The sequence below is a fragment of the Chitinibacter sp. ZOR0017 genome, from assembly GCF_000799095.1.
GTDB classification, from domain to species: Bacteria; Pseudomonadota; Gammaproteobacteria; order Burkholderiales; family Chitinibacteraceae; genus Chitinibacter; species Chitinibacter tainanensis.
Genome location: NZ_JTLG01000021.1, coordinates 61,038 through 79,875, shown reverse-complemented (window position 1 = coordinate 79,875; position 18,838 = coordinate 61,038). Strand labels below are relative to the sequence as shown.

The 18,838-nt window shown below is 55.9% G+C and carries 18 protein-coding genes; 12 read left to right on the top strand and 6 right to left on the bottom strand.

The window, feature by feature from the left end; translation table 11 throughout:
• Window positions 1-66: 66 nt before the first annotated feature.
• The 5 genes from L991_RS07380 to typA all read left to right on the top strand — a co-directional run bounded on the left by L991_RS07380 (window position 67) and on the right by typA (window position 4,334).
• On the top strand, window positions 67-432 hold the full coding sequence (locus L991_RS07380; protein ID WP_047393725.1) for an Hpt domain-containing protein: 366 nt from the start codon (window positions 67-69) through the stop codon (window positions 430-432).
• Between the two features lie 51 nt (window positions 433-483).
• The gene (locus tag L991_RS07375) at window positions 484-1,107 is read left to right on the top strand and encodes a trimeric intracellular cation channel family protein (protein WP_034618910.1); all 624 of its coding nucleotides are present in this window, start codon (window positions 484-486) and stop codon (window positions 1,105-1,107) included.
• The gene (locus L991_RS07370; RefSeq protein ID WP_052190709.1) at window positions 1,094-1,726 is read left to right on the top strand and encodes a CoA pyrophosphatase; all 633 of its coding nucleotides are present in this window, start codon (window positions 1,094-1,096) and stop codon (window positions 1,724-1,726) included. The genes L991_RS07375 and L991_RS07370 overlap by 14 nt, the downstream gene beginning before the upstream one ends.
• 74 nt (window positions 1,727-1,800) lie before the next feature.
• Window positions 1,801-2,277, top strand: a complete 477-nt coding sequence (locus tag L991_RS07365) for a DUF3592 domain-containing protein (protein WP_047393723.1) — start codon at window positions 1,801-1,803, stop codon at window positions 2,275-2,277.
• Between the two features lie 239 nt (window positions 2,278-2,516).
• The gene (gene typA, locus L991_RS07360) at window positions 2,517-4,334 is read left to right on the top strand and encodes a translational GTPase TypA (RefSeq protein ID WP_047393722.1); all 1,818 of its coding nucleotides are present in this window, start codon (window positions 2,517-2,519) and stop codon (window positions 4,332-4,334) included.
• 207 nt (window positions 4,335-4,541) lie between these two features.
• On the opposite strand, the gene bamC is transcribed toward typA, so the two are convergent.
• Both bamC and dapA read right to left on the bottom strand, forming a co-directional pair.
• Window positions 4,542-5,666: an outer membrane protein assembly factor BamC gene (bamC, locus tag L991_RS07355; RefSeq protein ID WP_047393721.1), complete on the bottom strand. Its 1,125-nt coding sequence runs from the start codon at window positions 5,664-5,666 to the stop codon at window positions 4,542-4,544.
• 37 nt (window positions 5,667-5,703) lie between these two features.
• Complete coding sequence (dapA, locus tag L991_RS07350; protein ID WP_047393719.1) at window positions 5,704-6,579, bottom strand: 4-hydroxy-tetrahydrodipicolinate synthase; 876 nt, start codon at window positions 6,577-6,579, stop codon at window positions 5,704-5,706.
• Between the two features lie 471 nt (window positions 6,580-7,050).
• On the opposite strand from dapA, the gene nagE reads away from it, so the two are divergent.
• Together nagE and L991_RS17680 are read left to right on the top strand one after the other, a co-directional pair.
• Window positions 7,051-8,532: an N-acetylglucosamine-specific PTS transporter subunit IIBC gene (gene nagE, locus L991_RS07345; RefSeq protein ID WP_028449012.1), complete on the top strand. Its 1,482-nt coding sequence runs from the start codon at window positions 7,051-7,053 to the stop codon at window positions 8,530-8,532.
• Window positions 8,533-8,558: 26 nt separating this feature from the next.
• On the top strand, window positions 8,559-9,044 hold the full coding sequence (locus L991_RS17680) for a PTS glucose transporter subunit IIA (protein WP_028449013.1): 486 nt from the start codon (window positions 8,559-8,561) through the stop codon (window positions 9,042-9,044).
• An 82-nt stretch (window positions 9,045-9,126) separates the two neighbouring features.
• On the opposite strand, the gene L991_RS07335 is transcribed toward L991_RS17680, so the two are convergent.
• Both L991_RS07335 and fnr read right to left on the bottom strand, forming a co-directional pair.
• A complete protein-coding gene (locus tag L991_RS07335) occupies window positions 9,127-9,810 on the bottom strand; it encodes a hypothetical protein (RefSeq protein WP_156129019.1) in 684 nt (227 codons plus the stop codon).
• 18 nt (window positions 9,811-9,828) lie between these two features.
• The gene (gene fnr / locus L991_RS07330; RefSeq protein WP_081986573.1) at window positions 9,829-10,575 is read right to left on the bottom strand and encodes a fumarate/nitrate reduction transcriptional regulator Fnr; all 747 of its coding nucleotides are present in this window, start codon (window positions 10,573-10,575) and stop codon (window positions 9,829-9,831) included.
• A 151-nt stretch (window positions 10,576-10,726) separates the two neighbouring features.
• Here fnr and hemN point away from each other — a divergent pair, with 151 nt between their 5' ends.
• Both hemN and L991_RS07320 read left to right on the top strand, forming a co-directional pair.
• Window positions 10,727-12,142 carry an oxygen-independent coproporphyrinogen III oxidase gene (gene hemN, locus L991_RS07325; RefSeq protein ID WP_047393716.1) on the top strand — a complete coding sequence of 472 codons (1,416 nt, stop codon included), beginning with the start codon at window positions 10,727-10,729 and terminating at the stop codon, window positions 12,140-12,142.
• Window positions 12,143-12,158: 16 nt separating this feature from the next.
• A complete protein-coding gene (locus L991_RS07320) occupies window positions 12,159-12,821 on the top strand; it encodes a sulfite exporter TauE/SafE family protein (protein ID WP_047393714.1) in 663 nt (220 codons plus the stop codon).
• Window positions 12,822-12,870: 49 nt separating this feature from the next.
• On the opposite strand, the gene L991_RS07315 is transcribed toward L991_RS07320, so the two are convergent.
• Window positions 12,871-13,359 (bottom strand): GNAT family N-acetyltransferase, encoded by a 489-nt coding sequence (locus tag L991_RS07315; RefSeq protein WP_047393713.1) that lies wholly within the window; start codon window positions 13,357-13,359, stop codon window positions 12,871-12,873.
• A 75-nt stretch (window positions 13,360-13,434) separates the two neighbouring features.
• On the opposite strand from L991_RS07315, the gene L991_RS07310 reads away from it, so the two are divergent.
• Window positions 13,435-13,773 carry a YkgJ family cysteine cluster protein gene (locus L991_RS07310; RefSeq protein ID WP_047393711.1) on the top strand — a complete coding sequence of 113 codons (339 nt, stop codon included), beginning with the start codon at window positions 13,435-13,437 and terminating at the stop codon, window positions 13,771-13,773.
• A 123-nt stretch (window positions 13,774-13,896) separates the two neighbouring features.
• On the opposite strand, the gene L991_RS07305 is transcribed toward L991_RS07310, so the two are convergent.
• Window positions 13,897-15,702, bottom strand: a complete 1,806-nt coding sequence (locus L991_RS07305) for a DEAD/DEAH box helicase (protein WP_052190708.1) — start codon at window positions 15,700-15,702, stop codon at window positions 13,897-13,899.
• A 372-nt stretch (window positions 15,703-16,074) separates the two neighbouring features.
• Here L991_RS07305 and L991_RS07300 point away from each other — a divergent pair, with 372 nt between their 5' ends.
• Both L991_RS07300 and recJ read left to right on the top strand, forming a co-directional pair.
• A complete protein-coding gene (locus L991_RS07300) occupies window positions 16,075-17,106 on the top strand; it encodes a hypothetical protein (RefSeq protein WP_047393709.1) in 1,032 nt (343 codons plus the stop codon).
• Window positions 17,106-18,818, top strand: a complete 1,713-nt coding sequence (gene recJ, locus L991_RS07295; RefSeq protein ID WP_047393708.1) for a single-stranded-DNA-specific exonuclease RecJ — start codon at window positions 17,106-17,108, stop codon at window positions 18,816-18,818. The genes L991_RS07300 and recJ overlap by 1 nt, the downstream gene beginning before the upstream one ends.
• Window positions 18,819-18,838: the final 20 nt, after the last annotated feature.

Sequence of the window (18,838 nt, the reverse complement as noted above, 5' to 3'; positions counted from 1 at the left end):
TGATCATCTGGCTGTCAGAATAATGAAATTAAATCACCCACCAGCCATGACTGTGCGGAGAACATCATGAGTACTGCCTTGTTAAATGAAGTTGACCACGAGCTGCGTGATATCGAGACCATGTTCCAATCCCTTGAGCAAGCGGTGGGCATGGATATGCGCGAAGAATTGCTGGCCTTGTTTTACCCTACGCTGGATGAGTGTTTGCAGGGCTTGCAGCAAGCTATTCCGGCGCAAGATGCGGGGCAAATTATTAGCTTTGCCCACAAGCTCAAAGGCGCGGCTGGCCAGCTAGGGGCGACGCGGATTGCTCAGCAAAGCAAAGATATTGAAATGCAAGCCAAGCGCAGCGAGCTAAGCGACATCGCGCCGGCGTTTGATGTGCTGCAAACCTTGTGTGCGGCGGTCAAAGCTAAACTGCTCGGCGTTTAATCATAAAAAGTTGTTTTGGCCGTCGGCCGTGTGGAAAGGTGTATTTTGCAGTTGCCTGAATTTACTTGGTTGTTTTTGATTGGTACCGCGTCGTTCACGATTTCGGGTTATTTGATCGGCGCGAAAAAGCAGTTTGATTTGCTCGGAGTGGTGATCCTGGCGCTGCTCACCGCGATTGGCGGCGGCATGATTCGCGATGTGCTGGTGGCGCAACTGCCACGGGTGTTTCTGGATAATGGCCCATTCCTGACGATCTTTCTAACGCTGGGTCTGGCCTGGTTGGTGCGCCTACATCGGCTGAATGTGGGGCTACTGAATAAAATTTTTATCGTGGCCGATTCGATCGGGCTGGTGGCTTTTAGCATCGCGGGCGCGCAGGTGGCGATGTCGATGGGCGTGAATTTGTTTGGCGTCTGTGTGTTGGCCTTTGTCACTGCGGTGGGCGGCGGTTTGGTGCGCGATATGCTGGTGAATGATGTGCCGTTTATTCTGCATGAAGATTTTTATGGCACGGTGTCGATTCTGGTGGCGCTGGCGTTTTACTTTTCCCAGTCGGCCGGCTTTACTGCGGCCGGCTGGGTGTGGCTTCTCTTCGCGGCTGGCCTAGCCCTGCGGCTATTTGCGCATTGGCGTGAGCTGAAACTTCCTAAGGTGATGGATGATGTGGCCCGCTGAGGCTGCGGCTTTTCAAGCTTGGGCTGTGCAGCGCCTGCAAGGGGTGACGTGGCCAGCGGCGGGCGATGGGGCGCGACAAGGGCAGCGGCCAGCGGCGGTGTTAGTGGGAGTGGTGCTGCGTGAGGAATTAAGCTTGTTGCTTACGCAACGGGCCGCCCATTTAGCCGCGCATGCTGGCCAGATTAGTTTTCCGGGTGGCGGGGTCGAAGCACAAGATGACGACCGCATCGCCACCGCGCTGCGCGAAACGGTGGAAGAGGTGGGTATCAATCCACAGCATATCTCCCCCTGGTGCCAATTGGGCCACTATCACACCATTAGCGGCTATTGCGTAACGCCAGTACTGGCGGGGATTGATCCGGCGTATCAGGCGCAACCGGATCACAATGAAGTGGCCGATGTATTTGAGATTCCCCTTGCGATTGCACTTGATCCAGCGCGCTATGCCCGCCGGCGGGTGCAGCGCGGTGCGCAGCAGGGGGAGGCGCTATTTTTAAGCTGGCAGGATAGATTGATCTGGGGTGCTACTGCGGGTATGTTGCTGCAGCTATCATCTGCCTTGGGTTTGCCGGGTATACCGGTGGATGCTCGCTCGGGCGAAGTGTTTGTGATTGCCTAGGCCACTCGCAGCGGTTCGTCAATTCGTCAGCTTGTCTGCTTGGCAAAAGCTAGTCAGGCCGCAAGGGAGGCAGTATGCAGATCGATCCTTCAGCGCTGGAGCAATCAGCGCAGCGCGTAGGTCAGGGATGGATACGCTGGCTTTGGTGTTTGCAGCTAGTGGTGGGCTTGGCATTGTTAGGCTTAAGCTATGTGCTGGGCGCCGATCGCTATCCTTTGGTGTTGCGTGGCGAGCTTGTGCAGGGGCAGTTGCTCCGTTATGAGCGGCTGCCGCCCGATCAAACGCAGGCTGAACGCTATCGTGTTTACGTTTCCTTCATTCATGATGGGCGGCGGTATCAATTTGCCGATTGGAATTTACTGCGCGCTCGCGGTGGAGTGGCCGAGCAACCGGCCGTGATTTACGACCCAACCGAGCCTACGCTGGCCATGCTGGATCGCGGTGCATGGCGCAATGCTTTGCCATGGTTGCCGCCAGCGCTGGTGGGTGTGTTTTTGCTTCTAGTGGGTTTGCGCTCGGGTTGGAAAGCTCGATCAGCTGAACGCGGCTAGATACCTATCTGGATATGCGCTAGAAAGCATTATCCAATATGGATTTCATCGTTATACCCGGACGGAGAGTGTCTGCAGGTTCTAGCGTCAGGCTCATTCCGTGGCTTCGTACTTCTCATTTCGCCATGATGTACAGCCTTTGTACTTATTAACCGCCAGTCGGTACTTGCCAAAGTACGGTGATTGTCATTAAGCCATGATACAATCCGCCGTTTTCGCAAATCCTGAATTTGAGACCCATGACCCGCGCACTTCGAAATGTCGCCATTATTGCCCACGTTGACCACGGCAAAACCACGCTGGTAGACCAGCTTCTACAACAAGCCGGTACTTTCCGCGAAAATCAGCAAGTTGCTGAACGCGTAATGGATAGCAACGATCTCGAAAAAGAGCGCGGCATTACCATTCTGGCGAAAAATACCGCTATTAATTACGAAGGCACTCACATCAACATCGTGGATACCCCAGGGCACGCGGACTTCGGTGGCGAAGTTGAGCGCGTATTGGGTATGGTGGATGGCGTGGTGCTGCTGGTGGATGCCGTTGAAGGCCCAATGCCACAAACCCGCTTCGTGACCAAAAAAGCGCTGGCCCAAGGCCTGCGCCCGATCGTGGTGATCAACAAAATCGACCGTCCAGGCGCACGTCCTGATTGGGTGGTGGATCAAACTTTCGATCTGTTTGACAAGCTGGGTGCCACTGACGAGCAGCTGGACTTCCCAATCGTTTACGCTTCAGGTCTGAACGGCTTTGCCAAGCTGTCGCTGGATGCTGAATCAGCCGATATGCGTCCACTGTTTGAGACTATTCTCTCGCACGTGCCAACCCCACCGGGCGATGCCAATGCGCCATTGCAGCTGCAGATTGCCGCGCTGGATTACTCAACCTATACCGGTCGCCTTGGCGTTGGTCGCGTGCTGAACGGCCGCATCAAGCCAGGTCAGCAAGTGGTAGTGATGAATCACGACGACCAAGTGGCTTCAGGCCGTATCAACCAAGTGCTCGGCTTCAAAGGCCTGGAGCGCGTTGAAGTGCCAGAAGCTGAAGCCGGCGACATCATTATTATCTCGGGTCTGGAAGATATCGGTATCGGCGTCACAATCTGTGATAAAGAGCAGCCGATGGGTCTGCCGATGCTAACCGTGGATGAGCCAACGCTGACCATGGACTTTATGGTGAACACCTCACCATTGGCCGGTACTGAAGGTAAATTCGTGACCAGCCGTCAGATTCGTGATCGTCTGACCAAAGAGCTGCTGACCAACGTGGCGCTGCGGGTTGAAGACACCGATGACACCGACGTGTTCCGCGTTTCTGGTCGTGGCGAGCTGCACCTGACTATTCTGCTGGAAAACATGCGTCGTGAAGGCTACGAGCTGGCCGTTGGTAAACCACGCGTGGTGTACAAAGAAATCAATGGCGAGCGTTGCGAGCCATATGAAAACCTGACTATCGACGTTGAAGATGGCCACCAAGGGGCGGTGATGGAAGAGCTGGGTCGTCGCCGTGGTGAGCTGACCAATATGGAAAGTGATGGTCAAGGCCGTACGCGCGTGGAATATCATATTCCAGCCCGTGGTCTGATCGGTTTCCAAGGTGACTTCATGACCATGACCCGTGGTACTGGTTTGATGAGTCACGTTTTTGATGACTACGCACCGGCCAAGGCTGACATGCCAGGTCGTCACAACGGCGTGTTGATTTCCCAAGAGCATGGTGAGGCGGTTGCATATGCGCTGTGGAACTTGGAAGATCGCGGCCGGATGTTTGTGAGCCCAGGCGAGAAACTGTACGAAGGCATGATCATCGGCATTCACAGCCGTGATAACGACCTGGTGGTAAACCCGATCAAGGGTAAAAAACTGACCAACGTGCGCGCTTCAGGTACTGACGAAGCGGTTCGCCTGACCACGCCAGTGAAACTGACGCTGGAATCGGCAGTTGAGTTTATCGATGATGATGAATTGGTGGAGATCACCCCGCAAAACATCCGTATTCGTAAGCGCTATCTGCAAGAGCACGATCGCCGCCGGATGAGCAAGGTGGAAAGCAACTAAGGCTCATGCCTCACAAAACGCCAGTCTACGGACTGGCGTTTTTTTTTTGCCTATCGAGGTGAGGTACGGCAATGAGGTGGCTTGGTGCTAGATCGGTGGTTTGTTTGGTGTAGGAAATAAAAAACGCCAGCGGTTTCGCTGACGTTTCTTTGCTTGATGTATAAGCCGCAAGAGCTTGTTCTAATTGGCTTGCGAAGCAATACCCTGTTATTTCAATTGATTGAGCAGATCGTTCAGCATTTTTTTCTGCACCGCTGGCTCGATTGGATCTTTGCTGGTGATGGTCAGGCGGGTTTTGTCGCCTTGAGGACTTAGCTTCACTTCAAAGGTTTGCGCATTGCTGCCTTTGCCATCTACTTTGCCGCTTTCATCTTTTTTCCAGAATGCTAAGGAGCTGAAGTAGCTAGACTCAACTTCTTTGTCGATATCCGTTGCAGCGCGCTGAACAGTGAAGAGGCCAGCGCTACGGTTGCGATCTTGAATGTTGTAACCCACGCGGTCAAAGGCAAGGCCTACACGGCGCCATGCGCGATCAAAACCATCGCTGATCAGCAGGCTGTTGTTGTCGAGGCTGGCGCGAGCCACCGGTTTGGCGCTTGCTTGCTGTACTGCTTGCGCACTCTCTTCTTTGCTTAGCCCAAATGACTGCATCAACAGGCCCATCATTTCCAGCTCAAGTTCTGGATTAGGTGGCGCTGCGGTATAGGCAGTGCCACCCCAGTTTTGGGTTTGCGCTGAGCCTTCTTTGTAGACTTCGGTCATGCCGCGATAGGTTAGATAAATATTGACGTGTTGATCGTCATTGCCGCGTTCAATCCGCGTGCGATATTTATCCAGACGGCCGGTGGAGACAAAATAATCAGCAAATTTACGAACCAGATTTGTCATGAAATCATTCGGTAGATCCGCGCGATTTTCCAGCCAATCTGTTTCCATGACGCCAGTCGCTGGTTTTTCAGTAGTGAGAGTAAAGCCATTGGCAAGCCAGAATTCACGGCTGCGCTCCCATGCTTCGTTGGCACTGAGCGTGGCTTCAATAAAACGTAGCCCGTCCTGATTCACGATGCGTGCATTCGCGGGCTTGGGTAGTAATTCACGATTAGTATTGTTGGCTTGTGCCGCTGTTGTGGCACTTAGCGTCGTATTGGCGGTGGCGTTCGGCGTGGCTACTTGCGATAGGTCGGGTGGCACTTCAAGCGGGTTGCGACTCACGTTGTCACTGCCACTGCGATAATCCACCTTGCTGGTGAGAATGTTATCAGTAGAGCAGGCGCTTAACGCAGTCAGCAGTGCGGTAGAGAGCAGCAGTTTGGAAGGAGTTTTGATTTGCATGAATCGTGATTCCGAAAGGGCGGGTCTACCAACAAAATTAGATAATATGAGCTGCTTGCATGGCTTGTTTGAGCGTGCTTTGGGCGCCCTCACTCAAACGAGTCAGCGGTAGGCGCAGGCCAGCGGGGATTTTGCCCATGGTTTCCAGCGCCCATTTAACCGGGATGGGGTTGGCTTCAATAAACAGATGCCGATGCAGTCCTTGCAGCGGGTCATTCAATTCGCGTGCTCGAGCGATGTTGCCTTGTGCAGCCGCGGCGCACATTTCACTCATGGCTTTGGGGGCTACGTTTGCAGTTACCGAAATGGTGCCATGGCCACCCAGCAAAATAAAGGGCAGGGTGGTGGCGTCGTCTCCACTGTAAAGGCCAAATCCAGCTGGGGCGCGCTTGGCTAGCTCGGCGGCTCGCTCCATATTGCCCGTGGCATCTTTGATGCCCACGATATTGGTCAATTCAGCTAACTGCAGTGCAGTATCGTTGCTCAGGTCGCAGCCAGTGCGGCCGGGTACGTTATACAGCAGGGTGGGCAGTGCCGTATTTTCGGCAATGCTTTTGAAGTGCTGATAAAGGCCGGCTTGCGTGGGTTTGTTGTAATACGGTACGACGCTCAGGCCGTAGTTAGCGCCGACGCGCAGCGCTTCATTCGAAAGGTGAATGGCTTCGCGGGTGGAGTTGGCGCCCGTGCCGGCAATGACCGGCACGCGGCCGGCCGCTTGTTCGACCACTGCTTTTACTACTGCGATGTGCTCATGCACATCCAGTGTGGGGGATTCACCTGTGGTGCCAACGGCGACGATGCCATTGGTGCCTTGTTCAATATGCCAGTCAACGAGTTTACGCAGGGTGGGGAAATCGATTTCACCGTTCACGTCCATCGGCGTGACGAGTGCAACAAGGCTACCTGTAAGCATGTGTGGATAAACCAGTGACAGATAAAAAAACTATTCTAACCGAAGCTGTGCGGCGGTGTAACCAATCGATTGCCGACTTTTCACCATTTTGCTTGCGATGGCGATACCCCGGTGGTGTATCGGCTGGTGAATGTAAAGAAATCTTGCAAAGTATTAAGAAGCAGACTCATTGGTTGTAATCATTGAGCAATCTCAACATGATGCGCCTCACACAATGACAATCTTTGCCGCACGGATCTTCGTTGTTTCGTGCGAGCTTTCAAATGGTTGTTTGAAGATTTTTGCTTTCTTGCACAGCTTGCAATGGAAACATTGCACAGATTGTGACGGCGGGCAGATAATCAAGTGGCCATTTTGAACCTCTCGTCTGCGCAGCAAACGATGTTCTGGGGATGAAGTTGTAGTGTTATCAGCTCTAGCTGGTTCTTCAATCTAATAGGGTCGAAGTACTACTTAAAAGGTGAAATAAGCATGAATATTTTGGGCTATTTGCAAAAAATCGGCCGGTCACTGATGGTGCCGGTAGCTGTATTGCCAGCCGCTGCGATTTTGATGGGTATTGGTTACTGGATTGATCCGGATGGTTGGGGTGCAAGTAATGCACTGGCAGCTTTCCTGATTCAAGCTGGTGCTGCCATCATTGACCAGATGCCAATCCTGTTTGCGGTTGGTGTGGCATACGGTATGTCGAAAGACAAAGATGGCGCTGCTGCGCTGGCGGGTCTGGTGGGTTTCCTCGTGGTAACCACCCTGCTCAAACCTAACGTGGTATCGCAAATCCAGGGTATCCCTCTGGATCAAGTGCCAGCCGCGTTCAAGAAAATCAACAACCAGTTTGTTGGTATCTTGTGCGGTGTGATTGCTGCAGAACTCTATAACCGTTTCAGCGGTGTTGAGTTGCACAAAGCACTGGCGTTCTTCTCGGGTCGCCGTCTGGTGCCAATCGTTACTTCTGTCGTGATGATCGTTGTATCGTTCATCCTGATGGCAGTATGGCCACACATCTACGGTGGTCTGGTGCACTTCGGTGAATCGATCGTTGGCCTGAAAGCTGTTGGTGCTGGTATCTATGCCTTCTTCAACCGCTTGCTGATCCCAGTAGGTCTGCATCATGCCCTGAACTCTGTGTTCTGGTTTGACGTAGCCGGCATCAACGACATTCCTAACTTCTTGGGTGGTGCGAAATCACTGGCCGAAGGTAAGGCTGTTCAAGGTGTAACCGGTATGTACCAAGCTGGTTTCTTCCCAATCATGATGTTTGGTCTGCCAGGTGCTGCATTGGCGATCTACCAAGCTGCTAAGCCTGAAAACCGCGCTCGCGTAGGTTCAATCATGCTGGCTGCTGCGGTAACTTCATTCTTCACTGGTGTAACCGAGCCGCTGGAATTCTCCTTCATGTTCGTGGCACCACTGCTGTATGTGGTTCATGCCTTCCTGACTGGTGTGTCTGTGTTTATCGCTGCACAAATGCAGTGGATTGCAGGTTTTGGCTTCTCAGCCGGTCTGGTTGACTTTGTTCTGTCTAGCCGCAACCCGCTGGCCCAGAACATGATCATGCTGATCGTTCAAGGTGTGGTGTTCTTCGCGATTTACTACTTTGTATTCCGCGCTGTGATCGCAGCTCTGAACCTGAAAACGCCTGGTCGTGAAGATGAAGAAGCCGTTGCTGCTGCTGCTCCAGTAGCTGCCCCAGCTGCTAGCGACACCCTGTCACTGGCTCAAGGCTACGCGGATGTAGTTGGTGGTGCTGCTAACGTGACCAACGTTGACTCATGCATTACCCGTCTGCGTCTGTCGGTAAATGATGCTGATCTGGTGAATGAAGCTGCTGCCAAGCGTCTTGGCGCTAGTGGTGTTATCAAGCTGAACAAACAAAGCGTACAAATCATCGTTGGGCCGAAAGCCGAACTGATCGCTGACGCGCTGCGTGGTGTTCTGGCCGGAAAAAAGTAACAGAGGCTGCGCCACAGCCTGCGGCTGTGGCGGTTGTAGCCTCTAACCCCGGCGAAATCGTACTGCTGTCCCCGGTAACGGGTGAGGTGGTAGCTCTGGAAGATGTGCCCGATGCGGCATTTGCGACCCGAGCAGTGGGTGAAGGTGTGGCGATTCTGCCAACCGGTAATCAAGTTGTTGCGCCGTGTGATGGCCAATTGGTGAAGATCTTCAACACCAACCATGCTTTCGCACTGATCAATGATGCCGGTGTTGAGCTGATCGTGCACATCGGGATTGAAACCGTGAAGCTGGGCGGGCAAGGTTTTACCCGTCTGGTTGAGCAAGGTAGCCAAGTGAAAGCCGGCCAGCCGGTGCTTGAGCTGGATCTGGAATACTTGCGCAACAATGCTAAATCGGTGATCAGCCCGGTGGTATTGACCAATGCTGATCAATTTGCCCCATTGGCCAATCTGGCTAGCGGCGCAGTGGTTGCAGGTCAAACCCCGCTCTACACCATCAAAAGCAAATAAGTAGTTGAGTAATAAAAAAGCCACCTTCGGGTGGCTTTTTTATTTGCTTACGCCTGTAAGAGCTTGAGCGAGACTGCTCGCCTTATTGCTGGCTGAGTAGTTGCGCCAGCTGGTGAGTGGGGCTGTATTCGTTGCTAATTAATGGCGCAAAGGCCTGCTCAAGCTGTGGGTGGTGTGCCTGAAATGCTGCAGGTGGAAAATCCTGCAAAAAGCGATGGGCGAGGCCGCGCAGGGTAGAGAGCTGTAGCTGTTGTTGCAAGAGCTGATGGCTCAGTGCCGTTAGCAGTGGCCCTTGCTGCTGAAACGGGTTGGGCTGTTGCAATGTGCTGAGGATGGCTTGCCAGTCTTGCTGTTCGGCGCTTTGCGAAGACGGCAATAGCGTCTGCCAGATCTGCTGAATAAACCCGCCGCAGCCGCGCGGGCCGAGGTGCAGCCAGCCATTGGCCAAGGGGGCGAGCAGATCCAGTATTTCGACAGATTGTTCAAGCGCGGCATGCTCGCCGCTGGCCGCCAGCATAAAGCCGTGCAGGCCGGCCAGAGGGCTGGGCAGGATGATGACTTCGCACAGCGGATGCTCAGGATAGTGTTGCTGCAGATAGGGAGAGCAGGGGTGAAACAGCAAAATTGCTTCATCCGTGGCGATGCTGGGTAGCTGTTGGCTGAGCGGGTGCAGGCAGTAGGCTGTTTGGCGCGGGGCTTGCCAGTGCAACCGGCTGGCTATTAGGGGTATAAGGCTAGAGGGGGCAATCAAATGGGCGTGGCGCATGATACCCCCGGTGGTGTTTTATTCGTCGTGACAGGTATTCAAGAGTTTTTTCAGACTGTCGATGTTTTCCAGTTCGATTAAGCGGTTTTGCACTTTAATCAAACCTTGGTCCTGGAATTTGGAGAGTGTACGGCTCACGGTTTCCAGTTTCAGTCCCAGATAGCTGCCGATTTCTTCCCGCGTCATGCGCAGATGGAAGCTGCTGGATGAATAGCCGCGTACTGCAAAGCGTTGTGACAGATTCAGCAAGAATGCGGCAAGGCGCTCTTCGGCTTTCATATTGCCCAGCAATAGCATCACGCCGTGATCGCGCACGATTTCGCGGCTCATGACTTTGTGTAGATGGCGTTGCAGCAGCGGTACATCGCGCGAGAGGTCTTCGATGTCGCTAAATGGCAGCTCACATACTTCGCTGTCTTCCAGGGCGATGGCATCGCAAGTGTGTACATCGGTGCTGATGGCATCCATGCCCAGCAATTCGCCCGACATGTGAAAGCCGGTGACTTGCTCGCGGCCGTCTTCAGAAATCACGCTGGCTTTGAAGAAGCCCAGACGCACCGCATACAGCGAGCGGAATGGCTCTCCGGCACGATACAGCGCCTCGCCACGTTTGATGGGGCGGGCCTGGGTGATCAGTTTATCCAGCTCAGACATTTCATCCTGGGAGAGGCCGATGGGCAGACACAGCTCACGCAAACTGCAGTTAACACATGAATTGCGCAGATGGCGTGGGGTCATGTCGCGTACTTGGATGGGGGAAATCATCAACTTCTCACCAGAAAACAAAAACAGGGAAACATTGTACCGCTAGCGCGTGCTAATTACCGCATGCGCTGTCACGATGAATTGATTTTAATCAAACCAGAGGATTAGGCCAGCTCTTATTCTGCAGGGGTAGAATCGGAGTAGAGTCACGATGACATTTGTAACAAGCCAGCATCCGCACCCGAACGGCCAAATCGAATTTGATCGCGAGCTGATCGTGCGTTACGACGGCAAAGGGCCGCGCTATACGTCTTACCCGACTGCGGATCGCTTTACGCAAGCCATGACCAGCCCTCAGCTGGAGCAGATATTACAACAACGCTTACCCGGCGCGCTAGCCAATCCGCTATCGTTGTATTTTCACATCCCTTTCTGCAATACCGTATGTTATTACTGCGGCTGTAACAAGATTATTACGAAAGACACCAGCAAAGCGGATGTGTATCTGGATTATCTCGGGCGCGAGCTGGCCCAGTATGCGCAGGCCTTGCCACAGCGCTCGCGGGTCAGTCAGCTGCATTTAGGTGGTGGTACGCCCACATTTTTAAATGAGGCGCAGCTTGAGCGCCTGCTGGGGATGGTGCGTGGCCATTTTGAGCTATTGCCGACAGGCGAATACTCCATCGAGATTGATCCGCGCAAAGTGGGCGAGTCGATGATCCGCATCTTGGCGCAGCTGGGTTTTAACCGGATGAGTGTGGGTATTCAAGATTTCAACCCCGCGGTGCAAGAAGCCGTGAATCGGGTGCAATCGCAAGAAGAAACCCGCACCGTGATTGAAGCCGCCCGCATGCATGGCTTTAAGTCGGTGAGTGTTGATCTGATTTATGGCTTGCCCAAGCAAACCGTGGCTAGTGTCGCTGAAACCATTGCGCAAGTGCTGACGCTGCGCCCGGATCGCATTGCGCTCTACAATTACGCCCATTTGCCCGAGCGCTTTATGCCGCAACGGCGGATTAATGAGGCCGAATTGCCCTCCGCCAGCGATAAGCTGGATATGCTGCAAAACGCCATTCGCGATCTCTTGGCGGCGGGCTACGTGCTGATCGGCATGGATCACTTTGCCTTGCCGAATGATGATCTGGCCGTGGCGCAGCGCCGTGGACGGCTACAGCGCAATTTTCAGGGTTACTCTACCCATGCCGACTGTGATTTGCTGGCCTTTGGCGTGTCGTCGATTGGCAAGGTAGGCGGGCAGTACTACCAGAATGTAAAAACGCTGGAAGAGTACTATCAGGCGGTGGATGCGCAGCAGTTGCCGGTGCAGCGCGGGCTGACGATGAATCGCGATGATGTGATTCGCCGGGCGGTGATTCAGGCGCTAATGTGCCAGTTCGAGCTGTATTTTCAGGCGATTGAAGTCAGCTATATGATCGATTTTGCCGAGTATTTTGCTGACGAGCTGCAACTGCTCGCACCGCTGGTTGAAGATGGTTTGCTGCAGATCGAAGCCGATGGCCTGTTTGTAACCGGCAAAGGCCGGTTGCTGATCCGTTCGATTGCCATGGTATTTGATCGATATTTGCGGACAACGGTGACGCAAGCGCGGTATTCTCGCCTGATTTAACGGTGGGCGGGATAGCGTGCTGGAAGTAGATCTGCTGGCCTTGTTTTTGGCTGGTTTGCTCGGTGGCGGGCATTGCGTGGGCATGTGCGGTGGCATTGTTACTGCCTTTAGTTTGCAATTGCCGGCCACAGCTCGCTGGCCGTATTTGCTGGGCTTTAATCTGGGCCGACTGGCCGGCTATGCACTGATCGGCGCCTTGCTGGGTGGTTTGGCAAGTTTTGCGCTGCTTTTGCAATTGCAGGCGCTCAAACTCTCGCTGTTTATCCTCGCCAATCTGCTGCTGCTATTACTGGGGCTGTATATCGCCGGCGTAAATCGCTGGCTCACTCGCGTCGAAGCCTTGGGGCAGCCGCTGTGGCGGCGAGTGCAGCCGCTGATGCGGCGCTTGCTGCCGGTGCGTTCGTTGTGGCATACACCGCTAATTGGCCTCTTGTGGGGCTGGATACCCTGCGGGCTGGTGTACACCGCCTCTTTATCCGCGCTGGCGAGCGGCAGTGCCAGTCACGGGGCGGGGGTGATGCTGGCCTTTGGCCTAGGAACTTTGCCCAATCTATTGTTGATGGGCTTGTTTGCCCGCCAGCTACAGCAAGGCCTCCAAAAACCGTGGGTGCGGCCACTGTGCGGCGGGCTGATTGTGGCGATGGCGCTGTGGCAGCTTTATACCCTGCTGGGTATCTAATATTTAGCCCTTTTCTTATCTGATTTAGCTGGCAATACCCCTTGGTTAGCTACAGTGTGCGGCTCATTAACTCGGAGGCGCCGTATTTGCGCAGATCAGCGCCGTTGCGCTCGGCCACAAAGCCATGCCGTTGCCAGAATGCCGGTGCGCGCCCCACCGCGATCAGCATCGCGCGTGGTAGTTGCTGTGCCCGCGCCCAGCTCAGTGCCGTATCAATCAATTGCTCAGCCACCCCAAGCCCACGCGCGCTGGGCGCGACGGCCAGATCGTGCAGATAAAAGCAGTCCGCAGCGGCCTGTGGCTGTGGCCAGTAAAGCTGCCGGCTATCGAGATCGGGTGGATGCCAGCCTTGCCAGGGGTGGCAAAACAAATACCCTAGCGCTTCGCCATCGCGCTCGGCCAGCCAGTGGCTGGCGGGCGAAAAGGCAATTTTGGCGGCAAAGCATTCGGCTTGCTCTAAGAGTTCCGGTGGGTAGCAGCTGGCTTGAATGGCGGCAACCGCTGGCAAATCGGCGGCGGAGAGTGGGCGAATCAGCATGGTAAAACTTGACCCCAGGCGGGGAATTGGATTGAATGCGGCCCTGATTGTAATCGCTGGGTCGGGTGGCTGAATATGGAAAATGTGTGCTTGAGCTGTGGCGCCTGCTGTGCGGCGTTCCGGGTGTCATTTGATCGCTCGGAGCTTAGTAGCGAAGGCGGCACGGTGCCCGATAGCTTGGCGGATGACGAAACGGCCTACACCGCCCGTATGCGCGGCACCGATTATGCGCAGCCGCGGTGCTTGGCGCTGGTGGGCAAGGTGGGTGAGCGGGTGTCGTGCGGTATCTATTTCGAGCGTCCATCGCCCTGTCGCGAGTTTGGCGCGCTGGCCGAAATCGGCGTGTATAGCGCGGCCTGTAATCGCGCCCGCGCGCGGCATGGCCTGCCGCCGCTGGAGATTGCGGGCGATTAAGCGCTGGTACGATTCTGTTGGGCTCAGCGATCGCCACGCAACTGAGCAAGCCCAAAGCGCAGCCCTGGCGGGCAATAAAAAAGCAGCCCGCAGGCTGCTTTTTTATTGGGTAAGGTGTGATGCTTAGCTAAAGCGACCGCCGCCCCGTTTGCCATCTGGCTTGCCGCCAAAATCGCCACGTGGAGCGCGAACTTCGCGCTGACCGCCTTCACGTTGCTCACGCTGGCCACCGTAGTTACCGCGTGGGGCGCGCTCGCCACCGAAATCACCGCGCGGCGCGCGATCAAAGTTACTGCGTGGCGCACGTTCGCCGCCAAAATCGCCGCGCGGTGCGCGGTCGAAATCACGACCACCACGATCGCCGCGATCACCACCATAGTTGCCGCGTGGAGCACGCTCGCCACCGAAATCACCGCGTGGAGCGCGATCGAAATCGCCACGTGGCGCACGGTCACCGGCGAATTCGCCGCCGCGAGGGGTGCGATTGCCGTAGCCGCCGCGCGATTCACGATTGTCAAATTGACGCTCGCGCTGGCCGCCAAAGCCTTCGCCACGTGGTTGACGCTCGCGCTCGCCGTAGCTGCCGCGTGACGCTTCGCTGCGATGACCTTCAGTGTGACGTTGGCCGTCTTCACGTTGGCGCTGGCCTTTATAGCCACCAAAGCTCTTGTTGTAGCCGCCATCGCGACCACGGCCACGGCCTGGGCCGCCCGCGCCACGACGATCGCCACCTTGGTGGCCACGGCCTGGCTGGAAGCGTGCTTCCAAACCTTCGATTTCTTGCACGCCAAATTCGATTTGGAATTGGCGGCGGATTTTGGTCAGCAGCGAGAAATCGCTTTTCGTCACCAGTGATACGGCCACGCCAGAGCGACCAGCCCGGCCGGTACGACCGATCCGGTGGATGTAGTCTTCCGCAAAGCGTGGCAGATCAAAGTTAATCACCAAGCTAATGCCGGCCACGTCGATCCCGCGTGCCGCCACGTCGGTGGCCACCAGTGTGTCGATGTCGCCGCGACGCAGACGATCCAGTGTGCGGCGACGATCGCGCTGAGCCAGGTCACCGTGCATGGCCGCAGCTTTAAAGCCTTCCAGCTTCAGCCATTCAGCCAGTTCATCGGCCGACAATTTAGTGGCGGTAAAGATAATGGTTTGCTGGCCGTCGTTGTCACGCAGCAGTGCGGCAACCAGCTTTTGTTTGTGCTCATAGCCATCGGCATAGTGCACACGTTGTTCGATTTGGGGCTTAGATACTTCTTGCGGCGCCATTTCCACCAGTTTTGGCGAGCGCAACATTGGCTCGGCAAAGCTTTGTACCGATTCGCTCAGCGTGGCCGAGAAGAGGGCGGTTTGGCGCTCTTTGGGCAGTTGCTCAACGATGGATTCCACTTCATCAATAAAGCCCATGTCCAGCATGCGGTCGGCTTCGTCCAGCACCAAGAGTTCCATGCGGCGGAAATCAATGCGGCCATTGCGCATCAGGTCGGTCAAACGGCCTGGGGTCGCCACCAGCACTTCATACGGCTGCGCCAGCATTTTGTTTTGCACTGGATAGGGTACGCCACCCACGACGGTCACCACCTTGCAGCGCGGAATCTTGCGGCAGAATTCGGTCGCCACTTTAGACACCTGCTCAGCCAATTCGCGGGTTGGCGTCAGCACCAGAATACGCGGGCCGCGGCCATTGTGTTTTGGCTCTTTGGTCAGTTTGTGCAGGGCGGGCAGCAAGAAGGCGGCGGTTTTACCGGTACCGGTTTGCGCTGAAGCCATGATGTCGTGGCCGGCCATGATTTCAGGAATGGCGGCTGCCTGAATCGGGGTTGGGGTGTTAAAGCCTTGGGCTTCCAGGGTGGCGGTAATTTGTGGCGCCAGGCCCAGTTCGATAAAAGCGTTAGGCGTGTCTGTAGCCGTAGCAGCGGTATGCGGCATGTTGGCAGTCCTTATATGTGTGGCCAAGTCCATGACTTGACTCAGCATCGACGCCAACCAGAAGTTCCGCTATCAACAACTGCAGTGCGGGGAAGAAGGTCAGAGGCGATGAGATCTATGAAAAAGCAAAACGCCCACCGAAAGAAATAAAGTGTGCAACAAACCTGCCATCGGCAGCGGAACTGTTGCAATGCAGCGGGCAATGCATCGAAGGGGGCGAATTATGCCTAGGTGTTGCCAATAATGCAACACACATTTTCGGATGCTTGAATTCGCTGCGGGATGCTGCTAGCCAATGCGGGTTTTTACTCAGCGGTTTTTTCTTGTGCTAGGTGGGCGAAAGCTGGGGCGTGGCGATGTTAAAATGCACGCATGACGACCTTGACCCAACTTGAACTAATTCTGCCCGGCGCGCTGTGGCCGCAGCTCAATACACGTGCCGCGATCTGGCAAAACCAAGCCCTGCCGGCGCTGGCCAAACTGTATGGCGCGAGTCGCAAAAGCATTTTGCCACTGCGCGGGCGGGCGGCCTATCTGGCCAGCCTGGCGGGGCTGGCGCAGCTACCCGCCGGACCAATTTTGGCGGCGCACTATCAAGCCCAAACTGCTACGCCACTCACGGCGGGCTACTGGTTGCTGGCTGAGCCGGTGCACCTGCGCCTTGAGCGTGATCATCTCACCGTCTTGGGTGAGCCGTATCTGGCCTGCCAGCAGGCGGAAGCCGAGGCGCTGGTGGCCAGCCTGAATGGCTTGTATGGTGCGGATGGCTGGCAGTTTATTGCCATTAGCCCGAGCCAGTGGCTGCTGCGCCTGCCGGCCGATCCGCAGCTGGACTTTATCCCGCTGGATCAGGCGCTTAATCGCGATCTGAATGAAGTCTTGCCTGCGGGGCCGAAAGCGCTGCAATTTCATGCCTTATTGAATGAAATGCAAATGCTGCTGTACCAGCATCCGGTGAACGACGCCCGCGATGCGGCAGGCCAGCCATTGGTGCACAGTGTGTGGCTATCGGGTGGTGGGGTATATCCTGCTGAGCAACAGATGGCAATGCCTGCGGCGCTATACGCCGATGACGTATTGCTCAATGCCGTGGGGGCGCAAGCGTCTGTGCCAGGCAATTTTGCTGCGGCCCAAGGGCTGAATATCAGCAATGCCTGTGTCTTACTCGATGATTTGCGCTATCCGGCTATTTACGGTGAAGGCTATCAGTGGCAGCAAATCTGGCTGCGCTGGGAAGCCGACTGGTTAGCGCCAGCTTTGGCCGCACTGCAAGCCGGCAGCCTGACTGAGCTATGCCTCACCTTGCCCGATACCGGCGAGCAATGTCGCATTCGGCGCGGTGATTTATGGCGCTTCTGGCGGCGTCCCGCTTTGCCGATCGGGCCGTTGACGGAGGAAGGCTGATGTCTCTGATTCGTCCGCGCCCCATCGCGCCGCAAGCAGTCGCCGCCCTGCAGCAAGCGGGCTATACCCCGCTGCAGGCGCGAATATACGCCGCCCGTGGCATTGCCGATCCGCAAGAGTTGGAGCATGAACTCAGTCGCCTGCTACCGTTTACCCTGTTAAAAAACGCCACCGCCATGGCGGCGCGCTTGGCCGATGCGATTGCAGCAGGCCAGCGCCTGCTGATCGTGGGCGATTATGATGCCGATGGCGCCACCGCCACCACCTTGGGCATGAAGGGCCTGGCGGCCTTTGGTGCGGTGGTGGATTTCATCGTGCCTAATCGCTTTGAGTATGGCTATGGGCTGACGCCCGAGATTGTCGATCTGGCGCGGGCCAAGGCGCCGGATGTGATCATTACCGTGGATAACGGGATCGCGAGTCTGGCTGGGGTGCGCCATGCGCAGGCTCACGGCATCGAAGTCTTGATTACCGATCACCATTTGCCCGGCGATGAGCTGCCGCCGGCCTTGATCGTGAACCCGAATCAGCCCGGCTGTACCTTCCCGAGCAAAAACCTGGCCGGTGTCGGGGTGATGTTTTATGTGCTGATGGCCTTGCGGGCCGAATTGCGCCAGCGCGGCGTGTACGCCAATGGCCAGCAGGCCGAGCCGAATCTGGCGCAATGGCTGGATCTCGTGGCGCTGGGCACGGTGGCCGATGTGGTGAAGCTGGATGCCAATAACCGCATTCTGGTCGAGCAGGGCCTGAAACGCATGCGCGCCGGCCGTGCCTGCACCGGCATCATGGCGCTGTTTGCGGCGGCGGGGCGTTATCACGGCCGCGCCAGTTGCTTTGATCTGGGCTTTACGCTGGGGCCGCGCTTAAATGCGGCCGGGCGGCTGGATGATATGAGCTTTGGCATCAACACCTTGCTCGCCACCGATGAAGGTCAGGCATTGCAACAGGCCAAGGCGCTGGATCAACTCAATCGCGCGCGGCGCGAAATTGAGCAGGGCATGCGCGAAGAGGCCGAACGTGCCTTGCTGGCTGTGGATGTGGCTGATCGCTACAGCTTGTGTCTGTATCAGCCCGACTGGCATCAGGGCGTGATCGGGATTGTGGCCTCGCGGGTCAAAGATCAGTTTCACCGCCCCACACTGGTGTTTGCCGATGGCGGTGTCGACGGTGTGGTGTGCGATGAAATCAAGGGCTCGGGCCGCTCGATTCCCGGTTTGCATCTGCGCGATGCGCTCGATCTCGTTTCCAAGCGCCAGCCGCAATTAATCCGCAAATTTGGCGGGCATGCGATGGCGGCCGGCCTGACGATTGCCAAGGCCGATTACGCCGCTTTTGCGGCCGCATTTGAGGATGTGTGTCGTGAACTTCTGGATGAGAGCCAGCTCACACGGGTGATCGAAACCGATGGCGAGTTGCCGGCCGATGCGCTACAAATCGCCACCGCCGAACAACTGGATCGGCAGGTCTGGGGGCAGGGCTTTCCAGCGCCCGTTTTTCAGGGGCGTTTCCGCGTGGTTGAGCAGCGCATCGTGGGTGAAAAACACAGCAAGCTCAAGCTCAGTAGCCCTGAGGGTATGGTGCTAGACGCTATGCGTTTCAACTACGCCGAGCCGATACCCCGGGATATTCAGGCCGTGTATAAAATCGCCGTTAACGAATTTCGCGGCGAGCGGCATTTGCAGTTACAGTTGGAATATTGCGAAGCAGTTTAAAACCCCGCCAAGGAAATTGC

Bases quoted from the DNA above. Each gene is read 5' to 3' on its own strand.
- L991_RS07380 (WP_047393725.1), top strand. From the start codon at position 67: ATGAGTACTGCCTTGTTAAATGAAGTTGACCACGAGCTGCGTGATATC.
- L991_RS07370 (WP_052190709.1), top strand. From the start codon at position 1,094: ATGTGGCCCGCTGAGGCTGCGGCTTTTCAAGCTTGGGCTGTGCAGCGC.
- L991_RS07365 (WP_047393723.1), top strand. From the start codon at position 1,801: ATGCAGATCGATCCTTCAGCGCTGGAGCAATCAGCGCAGCGCGTAGGT.
- typA (WP_047393722.1), top strand. From the start codon at position 2,517: ATGACCCGCGCACTTCGAAATGTCGCCATTATTGCCCACGTTGACCAC.
- bamC (WP_047393721.1), bottom strand. From the start codon at position 5,666: ATGCAAATCAAAACTCCTTCCAAACTGCTGCTCTCTACCGCACTGCTG.
- dapA (WP_047393719.1), bottom strand. From the start codon at position 6,579: ATGCTTACAGGTAGCCTTGTTGCACTCGTCACGCCGATGGACGTGAAC.
- nagE (WP_028449012.1), top strand. From the start codon at position 7,051: ATGAATATTTTGGGCTATTTGCAAAAAATCGGCCGGTCACTGATGGTG.
- L991_RS07335 (WP_156129019.1), bottom strand. From the start codon at position 9,810: ATGCGCCACGCCCATTTGATTGCCCCCTCTAGCCTTATACCCCTAATA.
- fnr (WP_081986573.1), bottom strand. From the start codon at position 10,575: ATGATTTCCCCCATCCAAGTACGCGACATGACCCCACGCCATCTGCGC.
- hemN (WP_047393716.1), top strand. From the start codon at position 10,727: ATGACATTTGTAACAAGCCAGCATCCGCACCCGAACGGCCAAATCGAA.
- L991_RS07315 (WP_047393713.1), bottom strand. From the start codon at position 13,359: ATGCTGATTCGCCCACTCTCCGCCGCCGATTTGCCAGCGGTTGCCGCC.
- L991_RS07310 (WP_047393711.1), top strand. From the start codon at position 13,435: ATGGAAAATGTGTGCTTGAGCTGTGGCGCCTGCTGTGCGGCGTTCCGG.
- L991_RS07305 (WP_052190708.1), bottom strand. From the start codon at position 15,702: ATGCCGCATACCGCTGCTACGGCTACAGACACGCCTAACGCTTTTATC.
- L991_RS07300 (WP_047393709.1), top strand. From the start codon at position 16,075: ATGACGACCTTGACCCAACTTGAACTAATTCTGCCCGGCGCGCTGTGG.
- recJ (WP_047393708.1), top strand. From the start codon at position 17,106: ATGTCTCTGATTCGTCCGCGCCCCATCGCGCCGCAAGCAGTCGCCGCC.